The 17,760-nt window shown below is 68.8% G+C and carries 10 protein-coding genes and 1 tRNA gene; 7 read left to right on the forward strand and 4 right to left on the reverse strand.

Annotated elements, in window-relative coordinates:
- Positions 1-23: 23 nt before the first annotated feature.
- On the forward strand, positions 24-3,551 hold the full coding sequence (locus tag AC4D12_RS04445) for an ATP-dependent DNA helicase (RefSeq protein ID WP_490948783.1): 3,528 nt from the start codon (positions 24-26) through the stop codon (positions 3,549-3,551).
- On the opposite strand, the gene AC4D12_RS04450 is transcribed toward AC4D12_RS04445, so the two are convergent.
- Positions 3,539-5,014, reverse strand: coding sequence for a phosphotransferase (locus tag AC4D12_RS04450; RefSeq protein WP_490948684.1), 1,476 nt, complete (start codon positions 5,012-5,014; stop codon positions 3,539-3,541). The genes AC4D12_RS04445 and AC4D12_RS04450 overlap by 13 nt on opposite strands.
- Positions 5,015-5,177: 163 nt before the next feature.
- On the opposite strand from AC4D12_RS04450, the gene nudC reads away from it, so the two are divergent.
- From nudC to AC4D12_RS04465, 3 genes are read left to right on the forward strand one after another with little or no spacing between them, the layout of a single operon-like run.
- Entirely contained in the window at positions 5,178-6,134 is a 957-nt protein-coding gene (gene nudC / locus AC4D12_RS04455) for an NAD(+) diphosphatase (RefSeq protein ID WP_490948685.1), read from the forward strand.
- Positions 6,134-8,242 (forward strand): ATP-dependent helicase, encoded by a 2,109-nt coding sequence (locus AC4D12_RS04460; protein WP_490948686.1) that lies wholly within the window; start codon positions 6,134-6,136, stop codon positions 8,240-8,242. The genes nudC and AC4D12_RS04460 overlap by 1 nt, the downstream gene beginning before the upstream one ends.
- Complete coding sequence (locus AC4D12_RS04465; RefSeq protein WP_490948687.1) at positions 8,235-8,840, forward strand: M48 metallopeptidase family protein; 606 nt, start codon at positions 8,235-8,237, stop codon at positions 8,838-8,840. The genes AC4D12_RS04460 and AC4D12_RS04465 overlap by 8 nt, the downstream gene beginning before the upstream one ends.
- 62 nt (positions 8,841-8,902) lie before the next feature.
- On the opposite strand, the gene AC4D12_RS04470 is transcribed toward AC4D12_RS04465, so the two are convergent.
- Positions 8,903-10,525, reverse strand: a complete 1,623-nt coding sequence (locus AC4D12_RS04470) for a zinc-dependent metalloprotease (RefSeq protein WP_490948688.1) — start codon at positions 10,523-10,525, stop codon at positions 8,903-8,905.
- Between the two features lie 235 nt (positions 10,526-10,760).
- On the opposite strand from AC4D12_RS04470, the gene AC4D12_RS04475 reads away from it, so the two are divergent.
- From AC4D12_RS04475 to AC4D12_RS04485, 3 genes are all read left to right on the forward strand, one after another.
- On the forward strand, positions 10,761-11,855 hold the full coding sequence (locus AC4D12_RS04475; protein WP_490948689.1) for a YlbL family protein: 1,095 nt from the start codon (positions 10,761-10,763) through the stop codon (positions 11,853-11,855).
- Positions 11,856-12,090: 235 nt separating this feature from the next.
- Positions 12,091-15,138 carry a UPF0182 family membrane protein gene (locus tag AC4D12_RS04480; RefSeq protein WP_490948690.1) on the forward strand — a complete coding sequence of 1,016 codons (3,048 nt, stop codon included), beginning with the start codon at positions 12,091-12,093 and terminating at the stop codon, positions 15,136-15,138.
- A 79-nt stretch (positions 15,139-15,217) separates the two neighbouring features.
- A tRNA-Met gene (locus tag AC4D12_RS04485) sits at positions 15,218-15,291 on the forward strand.
- 162 nt (positions 15,292-15,453) lie between these two features.
- Here the strand turns inward: AC4D12_RS04485 and AC4D12_RS04490 are convergent.
- Both AC4D12_RS04490 and AC4D12_RS04495 read right to left on the reverse strand, forming a co-directional pair.
- Positions 15,454-16,845 (reverse strand): cryptochrome/photolyase family protein, encoded by a 1,392-nt coding sequence (locus AC4D12_RS04490; RefSeq protein ID WP_490948691.1) that lies wholly within the window; start codon positions 16,843-16,845, stop codon positions 15,454-15,456.
- 103 nt (positions 16,846-16,948) lie between these two features.
- Positions 16,949-17,743 carry a PspA/IM30 family protein gene (locus tag AC4D12_RS04495; protein WP_490948692.1) on the reverse strand — a complete coding sequence of 265 codons (795 nt, stop codon included), beginning with the start codon at positions 17,741-17,743 and terminating at the stop codon, positions 16,949-16,951.
- Positions 17,744-17,760 lie beyond the last annotated feature (17 nt).

Raw genomic sequence — 17,760 nt, forward strand, 5'->3', positions numbered from 1 at the left:
CGACGGACGGCACCGACAGCCGGATCGGCACCGTCGCGGACGTCGACAGCCACGCGGAGTCGACGAAGGGCCGGCCGAACCCGGCACCTGCCTTCTCCGCGCGGTACCTGGCGGAACTGTTGCACACCGACGCCGACGCGCCCGTGCTCTACCCCACCGACGAGCAGGTCGCAGTGATCGAGGCGCCGCTCGAGCCGATGCTGGTCATCGCCGGGGCAGGGTCGGGGAAGACGAAGACGATGGCGGATCGGGTGGTGTGGCTCGTCGCGAACGGGCTGGTCCGGCCCGAGCAGATCCTGGGGGTCACCTTCACGAGGAAAGCGGCGGGCGAGCTCGCGTCGCGGGTGCGTCAGCGGCTTGCCCAGTTCTACACCGCCGCCGCGGAAGCCGGCGCGTCGGCAGCCGGCCGGATCACGGAAGGAAGCGGGTCCGGGGTACGGGGGGCGGAGAGCCCCGACGAGCGGCTGGACCCGACCATTTCGACCTACCACTCCTTCGCCAACGGGATCGTGCAGGACTACGGTCTCCGGATCGGTGTGGAACGCGATTCGGTCATGCTCGGTACCGCGCAGGCCTGGCAACTCGCGTCGACCGTCGTCGAGGCCTACGACGGCGAGTGGGAGCACCTCACCGCGGCGAAGAGCACGCTCGTGAAGTCGGTGCTCGACATGGCAGGCGAATGTGCCGAGCACCTCGTCACACCGAGCAGGGTGCGGGACGAGTTGCGGCGCCACGTCGAGCACGTGGTCTCCCGCCCGTACGTCGAGGGATCGGACAAGGTGTCCACGCAGAAGGTGCGTCAGCTCCTGGACAAGCTCAGGACGCGCGTCACCGTCACCGAACTGGTGGAGCGGTATGCCGAGGCCAAGCTGTCCAGGAGAAGCCTCGACTTCGGGGATCTGGTGTCCCTGGCGGCGCGCATCGCGCAGGAAGTACCCGAAGCAGGGGAGGCGGAACGTGCGAAGTACCGCGTAGTGCTGCTCGACGAGTTCCAGGACACGTCCCACGCGCAGATGGTGTTGTTCTCGCGCCTGTTCGCCGATGGCCGGTCGGTGACCGCAGTGGGTGATCCGCACCAGTCCATCTACGGATTCCGCGGTGCCTCGGCAGGACAGCTGGCGACCTTCCGCACGGCGTTCCCGCGGTACACCGCGGACGGGCGGACGCCGTCATCGGTGAGTCACCTGTCCATCGCCTGGCGCAACTCCACCTCCATCCTCGAGGCGGCGAATACGGTGTCGGCGCCGCTCAACACTCCTGCCCCATGGCTGCGTACAGCCGGGGTGCAGCAGGTACCGGAACTCGTCGCACGACCCGGTGCCCCGCTGGGGGAAGTCCTCCTCGGGCGCTTCGCCACCGATGCACGCGTCCGGACCCCCGGGTCCTCCGCGCCGGATCCGGAGGACCGTCGTGCCCTCAGCGAGGCCGAGGCCGTGGCGCTGGAGGTCGTCCGTCAGCGTCGCCGCAGCTTCGAGACGGAACCGGACGGGACGCCGCTGATGCCGACCATCGCCGTGCTCTGCCGGGGCCGGAAGCAGTTCGATCCGCTGCGCAGGGAACTCGAGCGCGCGGGGATCCCGGTGCAGGTCGTCGGGCTCGGCGGGCTTCTCCGTACCCCGGAGATCGTCGACCTCCTCGCCACCCTTCGCGTCCTCGGCGATCCCGACAGGTCTGATTCGATGCTGCGGCTGCTTGCCGGAGCGAGGTGGCGTATCGGGCCGGCCGATCTGATGGCGCTCGGCGAGTGGTCGCGCCACCTCGCGCATGCTCGGGAAGCGCTCTACCGCCGCGGGGGCGATGCTCACCGGCTCTCCGACGGCACCGTCGACGGGCAGGCGACCGTGGCCGCCGTCGTTCCCGACCGCGCCGAGGCGGGAAGCCTCGTCGAGGCCGTGGACCATCTCCCGCCCGCCGGGTGGACGTCGGCCTCGGGGCGGGAGCTCAGCGACGCTGCGCGCCAGCGTCTGCTGGCGCTCCGTGCCGAGCTCCGCATGCTGCGCGGGTTCGTCGGTGACGATCTCGGGACCCTCATCGGTGAGGTCGAACGCACCATGCTGCTGGACATCGAGGTCGCCTCCAGGCCCGGGCAGAGCATCCACGAGGCCCGACGCAACCTCGACGCCTTCACCGAGGCGGTCGCAGGATTCGTGGCGAGTGCGGAACGGGTGGATCTGCCGGCTTTCCTCGGCTGGCTCGAAGCGGCCGACCAGGAGGAGGACGGACTGCCGGTGACCCAGCTCGAAGCGAGCAGGGATGCAGTGCAGCTCCTCACCGTGCACGCGTCGAAGGGTCTGGAATGGGACGTCGTCTTCGTGCCCGGCATGAACGACGGATCGTTCCCCAGCGGCAAGGACTCGCGGTGGAGCAGCGGCGACGCCTCTATTCCCTGGCCCCTCAGGGGGGACGCACCGGAGCTGCCCCAGTGGGACTGGGAGCACCGTGACCAGCGTGAGTGGCTGGGGAGCGAGGAGGTCTTCACCGATGAGGCGCGCGCCCACGCCGAACGTGAGGAGCGGCGCCTCGCCTACGTCGCCTTCACGCGCGCCAAACATGCCCTGGTCTGCACCTCGTCGGCGTGGGGCGGCGGCCGGACGAAACCGTCGGAGCCGTCCGCCTACCTCGTGGATCTGCTCACCCTCGCGGCGGCCGGACGGGAGGGGTACGACGCTCCGCACTGGATCGCGACCGAGCACGCGGGCGAGACCAATCCTGCCGTGTCCGCTCCGGAACGCGCCGTATGGCCGGTGGACCCGCTCGGGACGCGTCGCGGTGCGATGGAACGCGCCGCGAACGCCGTCGTCGACCAGCTGCAGACCCCCCGCCTCGACGTGCAGCCCGGCGGCGGACGCTGGGACGAGGAGGTCCGCCTCGCGCTCGCGCGTCAGCAGCGCGACCGTCGTCGCCGTCCGCTGTCCCTGCCGGCACACATCTCCGCGTCCACCCTCGTCGAGTTGCGGGAGGACTCCGCGGCGGTGATGCAGCAGCTGCGTCGCCCGCTGCCGCGACGACCGGGATCCGCCGCGCGCAAGGGCACGGCATTCCACGCGTGGATCGAGGAGTTCTACGGGGCGGGAGGCATGCTCGACCTCGGCGAGTACCCCGGGGGTGCCGACGCGCACGTCGACGAGACGCTCGGCCTGACGGAGATGGCCGAGATCTTCGAGAGGTCCCAGTGGGCACTCCGGGAGCCGGCGGTGATCGAGGTGCCCATCGAGACCAGGATCGCGGACACCGTCGTCAGGGGTCGGATCGACGCCGTGTTCCGGGATGCCGACGGCGGTTGGGACCTGATCGACTGGAAGACGGGACGCCCGCCCGCACCCGACCGGAGGGCGGCGAAGTCGATCCAGCTGGCCGTCTACCGTCTCGCGTGGTCACGACTCAAGAACGAGCCGCTGGAGAAGGTGCGGGCAGCCTTCTTCTACGTCGCCGACGACCTCGTGGTGCGGCCCCACGACCTGGCGGACGCCGACGAACTCGAACGCATCATCGGCACGGCGCACAGGGCGGGCGCGAGCCTGCAGGAGGGCCTCGCTGATCAGCTTCCGTAGGAGATGATCGGGAGCGCCGAGGTCGCCACGTCGTCGGCCGGTCCGTCGGCGGTCCGGTCGGAGGTCCTGAGGATCGTCACATTCGCGGTCCGGGAGGACGCCCCGTCGACGTCGGGAATCACGGACGCGCCGCGACGGCCGGCGATGAGGCGCGCATGGGCGAGCGATGAGCCGGAGCGTCCGTCGGTGGCGTCGTCCCGGTGCTCGTCACCCTGGAGTTGCGCATGACCGGCGGCGTCTTCCGGTCCGTGCTCGTGGTCCTTCCGGGCGGCGAGCACAGCCGAGCGTCGCGCGTCGTGCCCGTACTTCGATCCTCGGTCGACGACGTGGCTGCCGTTCCCCGTCCGATCGTGCGCCGAGCGCTCACCGGAGGGTCGCTGGTCCTCGTCGTCGGTCCCGGCATCCTCCGTCCCGACGTCGTCCGTCCACGAGTCCTCGGCGCCGTCCTCGGCGTCGTGCTTCAAGGAGGGATCGTCGTCGGGATCGAAGCCTTCGTGGTCGCCCCACTCGAGGCGCTCCTCGTGGGCGAGCCGGGCCCGTTCTGCGGCCTCGTGCTGTTCGCGCTCGATCACCTCGACGTCATGGCGCAGGGTCGCCAGCATGCCGTCCGCCTCCGCGACCATCCGTGCGTCGTCGAGCGCGAGTCCGCGCACCATCCACTGCGCGAGAGCGAACTCGGCCGCGAGGGCCGCGCGCCGGGCGAGGTGGGGGTCCACGGCCGCGCCCCTGGCCTCGGCATAGCCCGCGTACACCGCATCCACGAAGGACGGCTGCTCCGCCGCGGCCAGCCAGGCGAAGTCCGCCGCTGGGTCGCCGATGCTCAGATCGGTCCACCCGGTCACAGCGGAGACGCGACCGGCCGCGATGAGCAGATGGTCCTCGTGCAGATCCCCGTGGACGACCGTCGGGGTGAAACGCCACAGCGCGACGTCCTCGAGGGCGTGTTCCCACCGGCGCAGCAGCACGGGTGGAATACGTCCTGTGGTGGCGGCCTGGTCCAGCTCGTTGAGCTTCCGCTGGCGGTACTCGTTGGCGTCGTAACTGGGTAGGTCGGCGCGCTGCACCATCTCCTGCGGCAGGTCGTGGATCCCGGCGATGACGCGGCCGATCTCCTGCGCCATGGTCCGCCCGCCGGCGGCGAGGGCCTCGAGGGTCCTGGTGGTCCCGGTCAGATGGGAGTAGACGAAGGTGCTGAGCTCCCCCTGGCGCACGCTGCCCGCGATGTGCGGGATCAGGAAGGGGAGCTCCGCCTTGACCGCCGGGGTGAAGGCACGCAGGGCCTGCAGCTCGGTCTCGAGCCGCATGCTCGCCTCAGGGTGCCTGGGGGACCGGACGCGCCACTGTTTCCCGGCGTCGTCCACCAGCAGGGCGGAGTCGAAATCGGCGGCGTCGTCGGGGGCACCTGCGACGCCCGTCGGAGCCAGGCCAGGCACTGCGGCGCTGGCGATGGCAGCAAGTTCCATGGGTGTCCGTTTCACAAGGTCCACCGTAGGGCGACCAGCGGGGCACCTCCTTACACCGAGGCGGCGAGTCGTCAGATGCACTACTCGTTCCGCCGGGCGGACTACTCCTCCACCCACTCGCCCCCGAGTGGGTTTTGGGAGACCCGCCACGTACCGTAGGAGCATGACTTCCGCGCTCCGAACCCTCGTGCTCCCACCCCTCGGATCGCTCCCGCTCTCCCGTGCCGATTCCGACCGCGACGGCGACCGGAGGACGTCCGAGAACATCCTCGACGAGCTGTGGTCCTCGCCGGAGACGCTCATGCTGGCCCTCAGCGGGGGCAAGGCGCCCGTCGCGGGGACACGACTCTCCCTCGTCGCTCCCACGGCCCTCGAGCGCCCGGAACTCGTCGTCTACCTCGGACGCATCAACCAGGGCGCAGCCGATGCCGGACGCTCGGTCGTCCTCGCAGTCCTGCAGGAGGCCGACGCATCGATTGCGCCCGCCGGCCAGTGGCTCGGGTTGCGCGAGATCGCCGCGTCGCTGGACGCGCGCGACGCCGGACTCTTCGTCGAGGCTGCGGCCATCGCGAACTGGCACGCGACGCACACGCACTGCCCGCGCTGCGGTACGCCGACGCTGGTCCGTGATGGCGGGTGGGTACGCCAGTGCCCGCAGGACGAGTCGCAGCACTACCCCCGTACCGACGCCGCGATCATCGTCTCCGTGATCGACGACGACGACCGCATCCTCCTCGGCTCGGCGATGGCGTGGGCGGAGAACAGGTACTCGACGCTCGCCGGTTTCGTCGAGCCGGGGGAGTCGCTCGAGGCCGCCGTCCTCCGCGAGGTCGGTGAGGAGTCCGGCATCGAGATCGACGAACCCCGGTACCTCGGCTCGCAGCCCTGGCCGTTCCCCGCCTCCCTCATGCTCGGGTTCACGGCGCGTGCCGTCACCACGGACGCCGTGCCGGACCTCGAGGAGATGCGGTCCCTGCGGTGGTTCACGCGCGCGCAGCTGTTCGAGGAGGTGCGCGACGAGAAGATCGCCGTGGCCGGTGGCGTGTCCATCGCCCGTGCGCTGATCGAGCGCTGGTACGGCGGTCCGCTGGACGAGGAGCCGTCGGAGGCTCGCCCCTAGTGACCGGCGTACTGCTCGAGGACAGCATTCTCGAGGGGCTCGACGACGAACAGCGAATGGTCGCGAGCTCCCTCTCCGGGCCCCTGTGCGTGCTCGCCGGCGCGGGCACCGGCAAGACCCGCGCCATCACCCACCGGATCGCCTACGGCGTCCAGACCGGCGTCTACAAGCCGCAGCAGGTCCTGGCGGTGACGTTCACCGCACGTGCGGCCGCCGAGATGCGGACGAGGCTCCGTGATCTCGGCGCGGGCGGTGTGCAGGCTCGCACCTTCCACGCCGCGGCGCTCCGGCAGCTCCAGTACTTCTGGCCCCAGGCGGTCGGAGGTCCGCTGCCCGCTCTGGTGGACCACAAGGCACAGCTCATCGCGGAAGCAGCCCGTCGCCTTCGCATCACGACCGATCGTGCCGCGATCCGCGACGTGGCGGCCGAGCTCGAGTGGGCCAAGGTGTCGATGCTGACACCCGACGCCTACATGGCTGCAGCAGCGGGGCGGGAAGCGCCGGCCGGGATGGACCTCATCACGGTGTCGCGCATCTTCTCCGCCTACGAGGACCTGAAGATCGACCGCAACCTCATCGATTTCGAGGACGTGCTGCTCACGACGGTGGCCATCCTGGAGGAGGACGAGAAGGTGGCAGCCACCGTCAGGGCGCAGTACCGCCACTTCGTGGTCGACGAGTACCAGGACGTCTCGCCACTGCAGCAGCGGCTGCTCGATCTCTGGCTGGGCGAGCGCTCGGAGTTGTGCGTCGTGGGTGACGCGAGTCAGACCATCTATTCCTTCACGGGCGCGACCTCCCGGCACCTCCTGGACTTCACGCGACGCTACAAGGGCGCGCAGGTGGTGAAGCTGGTTCGTGACTACCGCTCCACCCCGCAGGTCGTCCGCGCCGCGAACTCGCTGCTCGCGGCGCGGAGTTCCGAGGTGGACCGCCGTTCCCCGGGCACCACCTGGTCGACGCCGCTCGAACTCGTCGCGCAGCGGGATCCGGGTCCGGAGCCGGTCTTCACGGAGTGTTCCGACGACGAGGCCGAGGCCGCCGATACCGCGCGCCGGATCGGGGTGCTGCTCGATCAGGGGGTCAGGGCGAGTGAGATCGCCATCCTCTACAGGACCAACGGACAGTCGGAGGCCTACGAGCAGGCGTTGGCCAGTGCCGGGATCGGTTACCAGCTGCGCGGTGGCGAGCGGTTCTTCCAGCGCCGGGAGGTTCGCGACGCGCTCCTCCAGTTGAGGGCTGCAGCGCGTACGCCGGGGGACGACGACGTGCCGCAGCAGGTGCGGGACGTCCTGGCGTCACTCGGGTACACCTCGGTGGCACCGCAGAACTCGGGCGCCACCCGCGAGAAGTGGGAGTCGCTCGCGGCACTGGTGTCCCTCGCCGACGATCTCAACCGCACCAGGGGAGCGGACGCCTTCACCCTCCAGATGTTCGTCGCCGAACTCGAGGAACGTGCCGCGTCGCAGCACGCACCGACGGTGCAGGGTGTCACGCTCGCCTCGCTGCACTCCGCGAAGGGGCTCGAGTGGGATGCCGTCTTCCTGGTGGGACTGAGCGAGGGGCTCATGCCGATCTCGTTCGCGGACACGCAGGAAGCCGTGGACGAGGAGCGCCGCCTGCTCTACGTGGGTATCACCCGGGCGCGGATCCACCTCTCCATGTCCTGGTCCACCTCCCGTTCCCCGGGCGGACGGGCGAGCCGCAAACCGTCCCGCTTCCTTGACGCGCTGCGACCGACCGTCGCGGGTCAGGCGACCTTCCGTCAGCCTCGGGCGAAGGCGAGCCGGAAGGCGACCGGACCGGTCACGTGCAGGGTGTGCAAGCGCCCGCTCCTCACCGGCTCCGAGCGGAAGATGGGGCGGTGCGCCGACTGTCCCGCCTCCTACGAGGAAGCCACGTTCGAGGCGCTGCGTGAGTGGAGGCGGGCCGAAGCCCGGGAGAAGGACGTGCCGGCGTTCGTCGTCTTCACCGATGCCACCCTGATCGCCATCGCGGAGGCGAAACCGGAGACGCTCGAGGAACTAGGCGACGTCTCGGGAGTGGGATCAGCGAAGCTCGAGCGGTACGGCGACGCGGTGCTCGAGTTGATCGCCGACAGTGTCTGAGGAGTCGACACCGCCTGAGGCGCCCCGCCGTCTGCCGGTCGAGGTCAGGAGATCAGCGCGGAGGAAACGGACCGTCAGCGCGGATCTGCGGGACGGCGTCATCCGCGTCTCCATCCCGGGCCACTTCTCGGCGCGCCAGGAACGGGACTGGGTGGACCGCATGGTCGAGCGGGTGTCGGCGAAGTATCTCGAGCGGCCCTCCCAGGACAGCGCTCAGCAGGACCTCATGCGTCGTGCCGAAACCCTTGCCCGTACCTATCTCGGCGGAAGGGGTGTGCCGTCGTCGATCGGCTGGGTCACCAATCAGAACTCCCGATGGGCATCAGCGACCCCCGCGCACCGGTCCATCCGCCTGTCCCATCGTCTCCAGGGCATGCCCGACTACGTGATCGATTACGTGATCCTGCACGAGATGAGTCATCTCATCGAGCCCTCGCACAATGCGGTCTTCTGGGCTTTGCTCGAGGCGTACCCGCACACGGCGACGTCGAAGGCGTTCCTCGACGGTGCAGCCTTCGCCTCGCACCGGCTGACGCCGACGGACGAGCCGCACCCTGAGGTTCCTACGGCGACCGGGACGTCGTCGACGATCTGTTGAGGAACCACGCCGATACCTGACCAGGGACGTCACCGATGTCCGACCGGCGACGTCCCCGACCGTCAGCGACGGTCGTCGGACCCCGGTTCCTCGCTGGTGCCCTCCCCGGAGTCACCTGCTGCGCCGTCGTTCAACGCGTCCTTCGCGTCGGCGTCGTCCTCCCCGGACGCAGGCTTCCCGCCCTCGGCCAGGTCTGCGGTGTGCGCGCCATCTGCGGCATCTGGCGAGTCCGACGTTCCGGAGGATCCGGAACCAGTGCCGTCGGCGGCATCGGCGGCATGGGTCGTACCGGGGGACCCGCCGGCATCAGCGGCAGCAGCGGTGTCGCTCGCGGGCTGGTCGAAGTCCCCGGCCAGCAGCCGTTCGAGAGCCGCGTCGACGTCCGCCCCGGAGGATTCGATCAGCGCACGACGGCTCGAGAAGCCCGCAGGATCGTCGAGATCCTCCGCCGTCGGCAGCAGGTCCGGGTGCTGCCAGATGGCGTCGCGTCCGTCGATCCCGCGCTCCTCGGCGAGCAGGGCCCACAGGGTCGCCGCGTCGCGAAGCCGCCGTGGCCGCAGTTCGAGGCCCACGAGCGACGCGAACGCATGTTCGGCAGGACCACCGGTGGCACGCCGTCGACGCACCATCTCCCGCAGGGCACCGGCGGACGGCAGGTTCGCGGCCGCCTTCGCGGAGACCTCGTCGACCCAGCCCTCGACCAGCGCGAGCGTCGTCTCGAGCCGCACCAGTGCGGCGTCCTGCTCCGGGGTCCGCTCGGGCATGAACACGCCCTGGGAGAGTGCACCCTGGATGCTTTCGGGGTTCGTCGGATCGATGTCGCGGGCGGCCTCCTCGATCTTCCCCATGTCGATGTGGATGCCCCGCGCGTAACGCTCGATGCTGCCGAGCAGGTGACCGGTGAGCCAGGGGATGTGCGTGAAGAGACGGGCGTGTGCAGCCTCCCGCACCGCCAGGAAGAGCTGCACCTCCTGCTCGGGGATGTCGAGGCCCTCCCCGAAGGCGGCCACGTTGACCGGGAGCAGGGCCATCCGACCGTCGGCCAGCGGCACGCCGATGTCGGTCGACCCGACGACGTCCTTGGACAGCGCACCGACCGCCTGCCCCAGCTGCATGCCGAACATCGCGCCACCCACGTTCTGCAGCATCGACGCGGGGCCACCCATCATGCCCATCATCGAGGCCATCTCCTCGGGCAGTTGCTGGGTGATGACGTCGGAGAGCGCCTTGGCGATGCTCGTGGCCACGGGCTCGGTCAGGCGCCGCCACGTCACCATCGTCGCCTCGACCCATTCGGCGCGCGACCACGCGCGGCCCAGCTGGCCGGTGCTCGGGAAGTCGGTGACCGGATCGAGCCACATCTCGGCCAGCTTCAGGGACTCGTCGACGCTCCTGCGCTGCAGGGGCGTGACGGACGGATCACCGTCGGACGCAGCGACCCGACGCGCCTGGTCGTGTGCCATCTGCCAGTTCACCGGCCCCTCGCTCTGGGTGGAGAACATGGCCTGGACCTGCTGCATCATCATCGCCATGGCGGCCGGGTCGGAGGGTAGACCCGCAGCCTTCGCGATCTCCTGCGGGTCGAAGCCACCGGCTCCACCGCCGAACATCTTGGACAGCATCTCGGACAGCGGGTCCTGAGGCGTGTCGTCGTCGCCGTTCGATGGAGTGGGAGGGTTGGTCATCGGTACCACCGGTCCTGGAGTCGCATGGCGGGCCGGGTGCGACGGCGTTCCCACCGCTCCCGAATGTGTCCACCACGCTACCGGGCCATCCCGACCGCTGTCCGACTTCCGCGTCCATCGTTCGCTGAGGGCAAAGACCGGGCGAATCGCGGTCGGTCCGAACGTTTACTCTGAGGTTCCGGGCGCCGCAGGGTCTGCGCGCCCTCGTAGTGAGCGCTCAACAGGAAGAAGCACCGTGACGCACCCCGTCGACACCCAGACGCCCACCCCCCGGCCCGAGGCGCGACCGAGGGATCCACGCCTCCGTGCCATGGCGGTCTCGGGTGGGCTCGCCGTCGTCCTCTGCGCCACTGCGGTTCTCCTGCCCTCGCCCTATGTGATCGAATCCCCGGGGCCGGCCTTCAATACGATCGGGGAGGTCAACGGGCAGCCCTTGATCCGGGTCGAGGGCAGGGAGAGTTTCCCGCCGTCGGGCGAGCTGGATCTCACGACGGTCTTCGTGAGCGGTGGGCCGAACGGTCAGGTCAACGTCTTCGACACCTTCCGCGCCTGGGCGAACCCGACCGAGAACGTGCTCCCGGAGCAGCTCGTCTACCCCGAGGGCATCACGTCCTCGCAGCTCGAGGAGCAGAACAGCGTCGCGATGACCTCCTCGCAGGAGTCGGCGATCGCAGCCGCGCTGACGCACGAGGACATCGACTACACCGAGGACCTCACGGTGGCCGGTTTCGGCTCCGACGCCCCCGCCGAGGGAGTGCTCGAGGAGGGCGACGTCCTGAGGAGCATCAACGGGCGCACGATCGACACGGTCGAGACACTGCGGGCCGCGTTGGCCGACGACGCCGGTGCACCGGCACGGCTGTCCCTCATCCGCGACGGCGCACCGACGGAGGTCTCCGTCACGCCGCGTCGGTCTGACGAGGGCGACTACCAGCTCGGCATCCTCCTCGCCTCCTCCTTCGAGTTCCCCTTCGACGTGTCGATCCAGCTCGACAACGTCGGGGGCCCCTCCGCCGGCATGATGTTCGCGCTCGGCATCGTCGACACGCTGACGGAGGGCGACCTCACCGGCGGCCGGCACTTCGCCGGCACGGGCACCATCGACTCCGCCGGGATCGTCGGCCCCATCGGCGGGATAGCGCAGAAGCTCGTCGGCGCGCGTGCGAACGGCGCGGAGTTCTTCCTCGCTCCGGCGCAGAACTGCGAGGAGGTGGTCGGCAACATCCCCGATGGCCTCACCGTCGTGAGGATCGAGACGCTCGACCAGGCGGTCGACGCCGTCGGGACCCTCGGCTCCGGCGAGGGCGCTGACTCCCTCCCCTCCTGCTGACGAGGAGGTGCGCACGAGTGACCTGCGTCGCAGGCAAGACCCGGCAGGACACGTTTGGGTGACGATCGGACGACGACGGCAGCCGGCGGGGAACCTAAGTGGTCCGGCCGAACGTGAACAGGGCAGAATGACTAACGATGGGCCCTTCTCCCCGTCGGCCTCCGTCGTGTTCGGCTCGGGTCAGCAGGGGAAGCAGCCGTCGTCGTGACCCGCAGCAGCTAACGATGAGGTAGATGTGACATCCGGACCAGACCGTCCGTTCGGCAGCAGCCCGAGCCCGGCGAGTGCAGCAGCACGTCGCCGCCGTAGTCCGCTGATCCCCACCATCATCGTGGTGGCGGTGATCGTGATCGCTTTCGTCTACCTCTCGCAGGTGTACGCCGATGTGCTCTGGTACAACCAGCTCGGCTTCCTCGAAGTGTTCGTCACGCAGAACCTCGCCAGGATCGCCTTGTTCCTCGTGGCGTTCCTGGTCATGGCCGGAGCCGTGTTCCTGAGTCTGCGCATCGCGTTCCGCAGCCGCCCCATCTATGCGCCGGACAGCGCCATCCAGGACAACCTGAACCGGTACCAGGCGCAGCTGGAGCCCATTCGCCGCCTGCTGATGCTCGGTATCCCCGTGGTCCTCGGCGCCTTCGCGGGCACCGCGGCGTCCTCGCAGTGGCAGGATGTGCTGCTCTTCCTCAACCAGGAGCCGTTCGGTCGCGAAGACCCCGAGTTCGGCATGGACTTCTCGTTCTACATGTTCACGCTGCCGTTCCTGAGCTTCGTGACCAGTTTCCTCATCAGCGTGGTCATCATCAGCGCCATCGCGACGATCCTGACGCACTACCTCTACGGCGGCATCCGCCTCGAGGAGAAGGGACTCTTCACGACGAAGGCGGCGCGGATCCAGATCGCGGTCGTGGCCGCGGTGTTCCTGGTGCTGCAGGGTGTGAACTACTGGCTCGATCGCTACGACACCCTGCTCAACCAGGGCACGTGGGCCGGGGCGCTCTACACCGATGTCAACGCCGTGATCCCCACGAAGGCCATCCTGGCCGTCGCCGCCGTGATCGTCGCCGCCCTGTTCGTCGCATCGGCGTTCATCGGCCGGTGGCGGCTGCCGCTCATCGGATCCGCGATGCTCATCATCACCGCTCTGCTCGCGGGTGGCGTGTACCCCTCGATCGTGCAGCGCTTCCAAGTGGATCCCTCCCAGCTCAACGCGGAGCGGGACTTCATCGACCGCAACATCGACCTGACACGGGAGGCCTACGGGCTCGACGACGTCCAGGTGCGCGATTACGAGCCGGTCGCGACTCCGGCAGCAGGTGCACTCAACGAGGACGGGGAGACGACGGCGAACATCCGTCTGCTCGATCCGAACCTGGTGTCCGACGCCTTCAGCCAGCTGCAGCAGTTCAGGCAGTACTACCAGTTCCCGGAGACGCTCAACGTCGACCGGTACGAGATCGACGGCGAGATCCAGGACACCGTGATCGCGGTGCGCGAGCTCGATACCAACGGTGTCCCGGAGGGCTGGGTCAACGAGCGCGCGTTCTACACCCACGGCTACGGGGTCGTCGCGGCGGCCGGTTCCACGGTGCAGCCCGATGGTCGCCCCGAATTCCTGCAGTCGGGCATCCCGTCGACCGGCGTGCTCGGCGACGAGTCCACGTACGAGCCGCGGATCTACTTCGGTGAGACCTCGCCCGAGTACTCCGTGGTGGGCGCACCGGAGGGCACTGCGCCGGCGGAGATCGACCGTCCCCAGGACGAGAACTCGGACACCGACTCGAGGACGACCTTCCGTGGTGAGGGCGGCCCCGACGTCGGGAACGCCTTCAACCGCCTGGTCTACGCCCTGAAGTTCCAGTCGACCGACCTGCTGCTCTCCGACCAGGTCAACGCCGAGTCCCAGATCCTGTACGACCGCGATCCGGTGGAGCGCGTGCGTAAGGTCGCGCCCTACCTCACCCTCGACGGCAACAGCTACCCGGCGATCGTCGACGGTCGCGTGAAGTGGATCATCGACGGGTACACGACCAGCGCGAACTTCCCGTACTCGCAGCAGCAGGCGCTGGACACCGCGACGCAGGATTCACAGACGGCCGGCGGTCTCGCGACGGCTCTGCCGGCAGAGCGGATCAACTACATCCGCAACGCGGTCAAGGCGACGGTCGACGCGTACGACGGTTCGGTGGACCTCTACGCCTGGGACGACCAGGACCCGGTCCTGAAGTCCTGGCAGAACGTGTACCCCTCGTCCCTGCAGCCCTACAGCGAGATGTCCGCGGACCTCATGGCGCACGTGCGCTACCCCGAGGATCTCTTTAAGGTGCAGCGCGAGCTCCTGTCGCGCTACCACGTCACGGCGACCAACGAGTTCTTCGACAACAGCGAGGCGTGGAGCGTCCCGTCGGATCCGGGCGAGGGCACGGACGCGGCCGCTGCGACCACGGCGAACCGTCAGCCACCCTTCTACCTGACCCTGCAGATGCCGGGCCAGGAGGAGGGTCAGGAGGAGACGGCGTTCTCCTTGACCACCCCCTACATCCCGTTCGTCCCACCGGGACAGACTCCCCGTAACGTCCTGTACGGCTTCCTCGCCGCCAATGGCGACGCAGGAACAGGGGAGGACGGCGTCAAGAGCGAGACGTACGGCCAGCTGACGCTGCTGGACAGCTCGGGTATCGATTCGGTCGTCGGTCCCGGGCAGGCCCAGAACCTCTTCAACTCGGACACCACGGTGTCGCAGGAGCTGAACCTCCTGCGTCAGGGTGCGTCCGAGGTCATCAACGGCAATCTGCTGACCCTGCCGATCGGTGGAGGTATCGCGTACGTGCAGCCGGTGTACGTGCAGTCGTCGGGAAGTTCGTCCTTCCCCGTCCTGCGACGTGTACTCGTGAGTTTCGGGGAGACGGTCGGCTTCGCGCCCACGCTCGCCGAGGCGCTGGACCAGGTGTTCGGCGGTAGCTCGGGAGCGACGACGGGCGACGAGGACAACGTCGGCGAGACGCCGGAGGATCCTGCGACACCGCCGGCCGAGGGTGGAGCAACTCCCACCCCGGCGCCCACTCCCGCGCCCGGCGCGGGTGAAACCCCGGGTGGCGCGACGGACGATCCGGCCGCCGATCTCCGGACTGCGCTCGAGGACGCCAACACGGCCATCCAGGAAGGTAACGCGGCGCTCGCGGACGGTGACTTCGCAGCATATGGCGAAGCCCAGACCCGCCTGCAGGACGCCCTGCAGAGGGCACTCGACGCGGAGGAACGCTCCTCCGCGGCCGCCGGCGGCTGATCGCCGGACCGGTCGGGACCGGGCGGGGAGGAGTTCGATTTGCCTCCCCGCCCACTACCCGGTAACGTTGTATTCACGCCGCGGGGTGGAGCAGTTCGGTAGCTCGCTGGGCTCATAACCCAGAGGTCACAGGTTCAAATCCTGTCCCCGCAACGGAAGAGAAAGTCCGGTTCACCTGAGGGTGAGCCGGACTTTTTCGTGGTCTGCGGTCGAGAGGTGATCGGTGACCGCCCGGCGCCGTGGACGAAGGCCGACGACGACGAGCCGGAGGCCCTCTGCGGCTCCTGGACGGGAGCTGCAGAGGGACGGCTCCGGTCAGCTCCCCGAGAGGGCCTTGTACGCGCTCAGGGCGCGCTCCCTGCTCTCCTTGAGATCCACGATCGGGTCCGGGTATTCAGGAGCCGATCCTTTCCAGGGCTCGTGGATGTTCTCCGCATTCGCGAGCTCGGGCACGAAACGCCTGAGATACGCGCCATCTGGGTCGAACTTCTTGCTCTGCAGCACAGGGTTGAAGATGCGGAAATAGGGGCTCGCGTCCGCACCCGATCCGGCGACCCACTGCCAGCTCGCCGCATTGCTCGCCGCGTCGGCGTCGACGAGGCAGTCCCAGAAGAACTGTTCGCCGATGCGCCAGTCGATCATGAGGTTCTTGATGAGGAAGGATGCCGTCGCCATCCGTACACGGTTGTGCATCCACCCGATGTCCCACATCTGGCGCATGCCGGCGTCGACGAACGGATAGCCCGTACGGCCCCGCTGCCACGCCTCGAGCTCCGTCTCGGTCGATTCCTCCCAGGTGAATGCGTTGAACTCGGGGCGGTAGTTCACCGTGGCGAGCTCCGGATTGAAGTAGAGCAATTGCCAGCTGAACTCCCTCCATCCGAGCTCCGAGCCGTACACGCGGATGTCCTCGGCCGTCGCACTGTTCTTGTGGGCCTGGGCGGCGTGCCACACCTCGAACGGGCTGATCTCGCCGAAGCGAAGGTGCGGGGACAGCATGCTGGTGCCCTGGACCGCGGGGAGGTTCCGCTTGTCCTTGTAGCCGTGGACGGCGGACTCGAGGAACAGATCGAGCCGCCGGTGCGCACCCGACTCCCCGGGGGTCCAAGTGTCCCGCAGACCCTGCGCCCAGTCGGGCGTGGTCGGCAGCAGCGTCCAGGACGCGAGGTCGTCGGAGGCGAGACGGGGGCCGTGGAGCGCCGTGGGCGACGAGAGGGGCTTGCGGGGTGTGCGTGAGGCCAGGCAGGCCCGCCAGAACGGTGTGAAGACCTTGTAGGCCTCGCCTGCGCCGGAGGTGACCTCCCACGGTTCGTACATCAGGTTGGCCTGGAAGCTCGTGGCCTCGATGCCCTGTTCACCGAAGGATCCCTTCAGGGTCGCGTCGATGGTGCGCTCCGCCAGGCCATAGCGGCGGTTCCACACGACGGCGTGGGCCGATGCTTCCTCCACGATGCCGGGCAGCACATCGCCGGCAGGTCCTCGCCGCAGGACCAGCGGGATACCGAGGTCCTCGAGGTCCTCGGCGAGCGCTGCGAGCGAATGGTGCAGCCACCACTTCGACGCCCCGCCGAGCGGTCTCATGCCGTCCGTCTCCTCGTCGAGGACGTAGCAGGCGACGACGTCGTCACCGCTCTCCGCCGCCGCGATCAGGGCGGGATTGTCGGAGATACGCAGGTCGTCCCGGAACCACATCAGAGTTACAGCCATGACGATCAATGTACCTGCGACCTCTGACAGAGGGGGAGCCTTGACGACGGAGGGGACCGCGGCCGAGAAGGCCACGGTCCCCTCCGTCGGGTACGTCGAGAACTCAGTAGGTCGTCTCGCCGCTCGTCGCGGGCGAGGCGGTCGGCGCCGCACCCTGCGCACCCTGCCCGATGGCGGACTGCCCGCCGGTCCCGGACTTCAGCGCGGCGAGCCGGGCCTCGATCTCCGTCTGCTCGCCGAGATCCTCGAGGCTCTCGAACTGCGAGTCCAGGCTCGACGACGCGAGCTCCTGCTGACCGCGGACCTTGGCCTCCTCGCGCCGGATCTTCTCCTCGAACCTGCCGACCTCGCTGGTCGGGTCCATGAAGTCGATGCTCTTGACGGCGTCGTGGACCTGCTGCTGCGCCTGCGCGGTGCGGGCGCGGGCGATGAGCTGGTCCCGCTTGACCGTGAGCTCACCGAGCTTGCCCTTCATCTGGTTGAGGCCGTCCTTGAGCTTGTCGACGATCTCGGTCTGCGAGGCGATCGTGGGCTCGGCACCCTTGGCCTCGTTCTCCGCGGCCATCTGACGCTGGATCGCCACCTTCGCGAGGTTGTCGAACTTCTGCGCGTCCGCGGTGTCACCCGAGGTGCGGTACTCGTCCGCCTTCCGGGAGGCAGCCAGTGCCTTGTTGCCCCAGCTACGCGCGTTCTCGACGTCCTCGTTGTAGTCGTCCTGCATCATCCGCAGGTTGCCGATGGTCTGGGCGACCGCGCTCTCCGCCTCGGCGATGCTGTTGGTGTAGTCGCGGACCATCTGGTCGAGCATCTTCTGCGGGTCCTCGGCCTGATCGAGCAACGAGTTGATGTTCGCTCGTGTGAGTTGTGCGATCCTGCCGAAAATTGACTGCTTCACCATTGATCTCCCTTTCGATT

It is taken from the genome of Arthrobacter sp. TJ-266, from assembly GCF_058269115.1.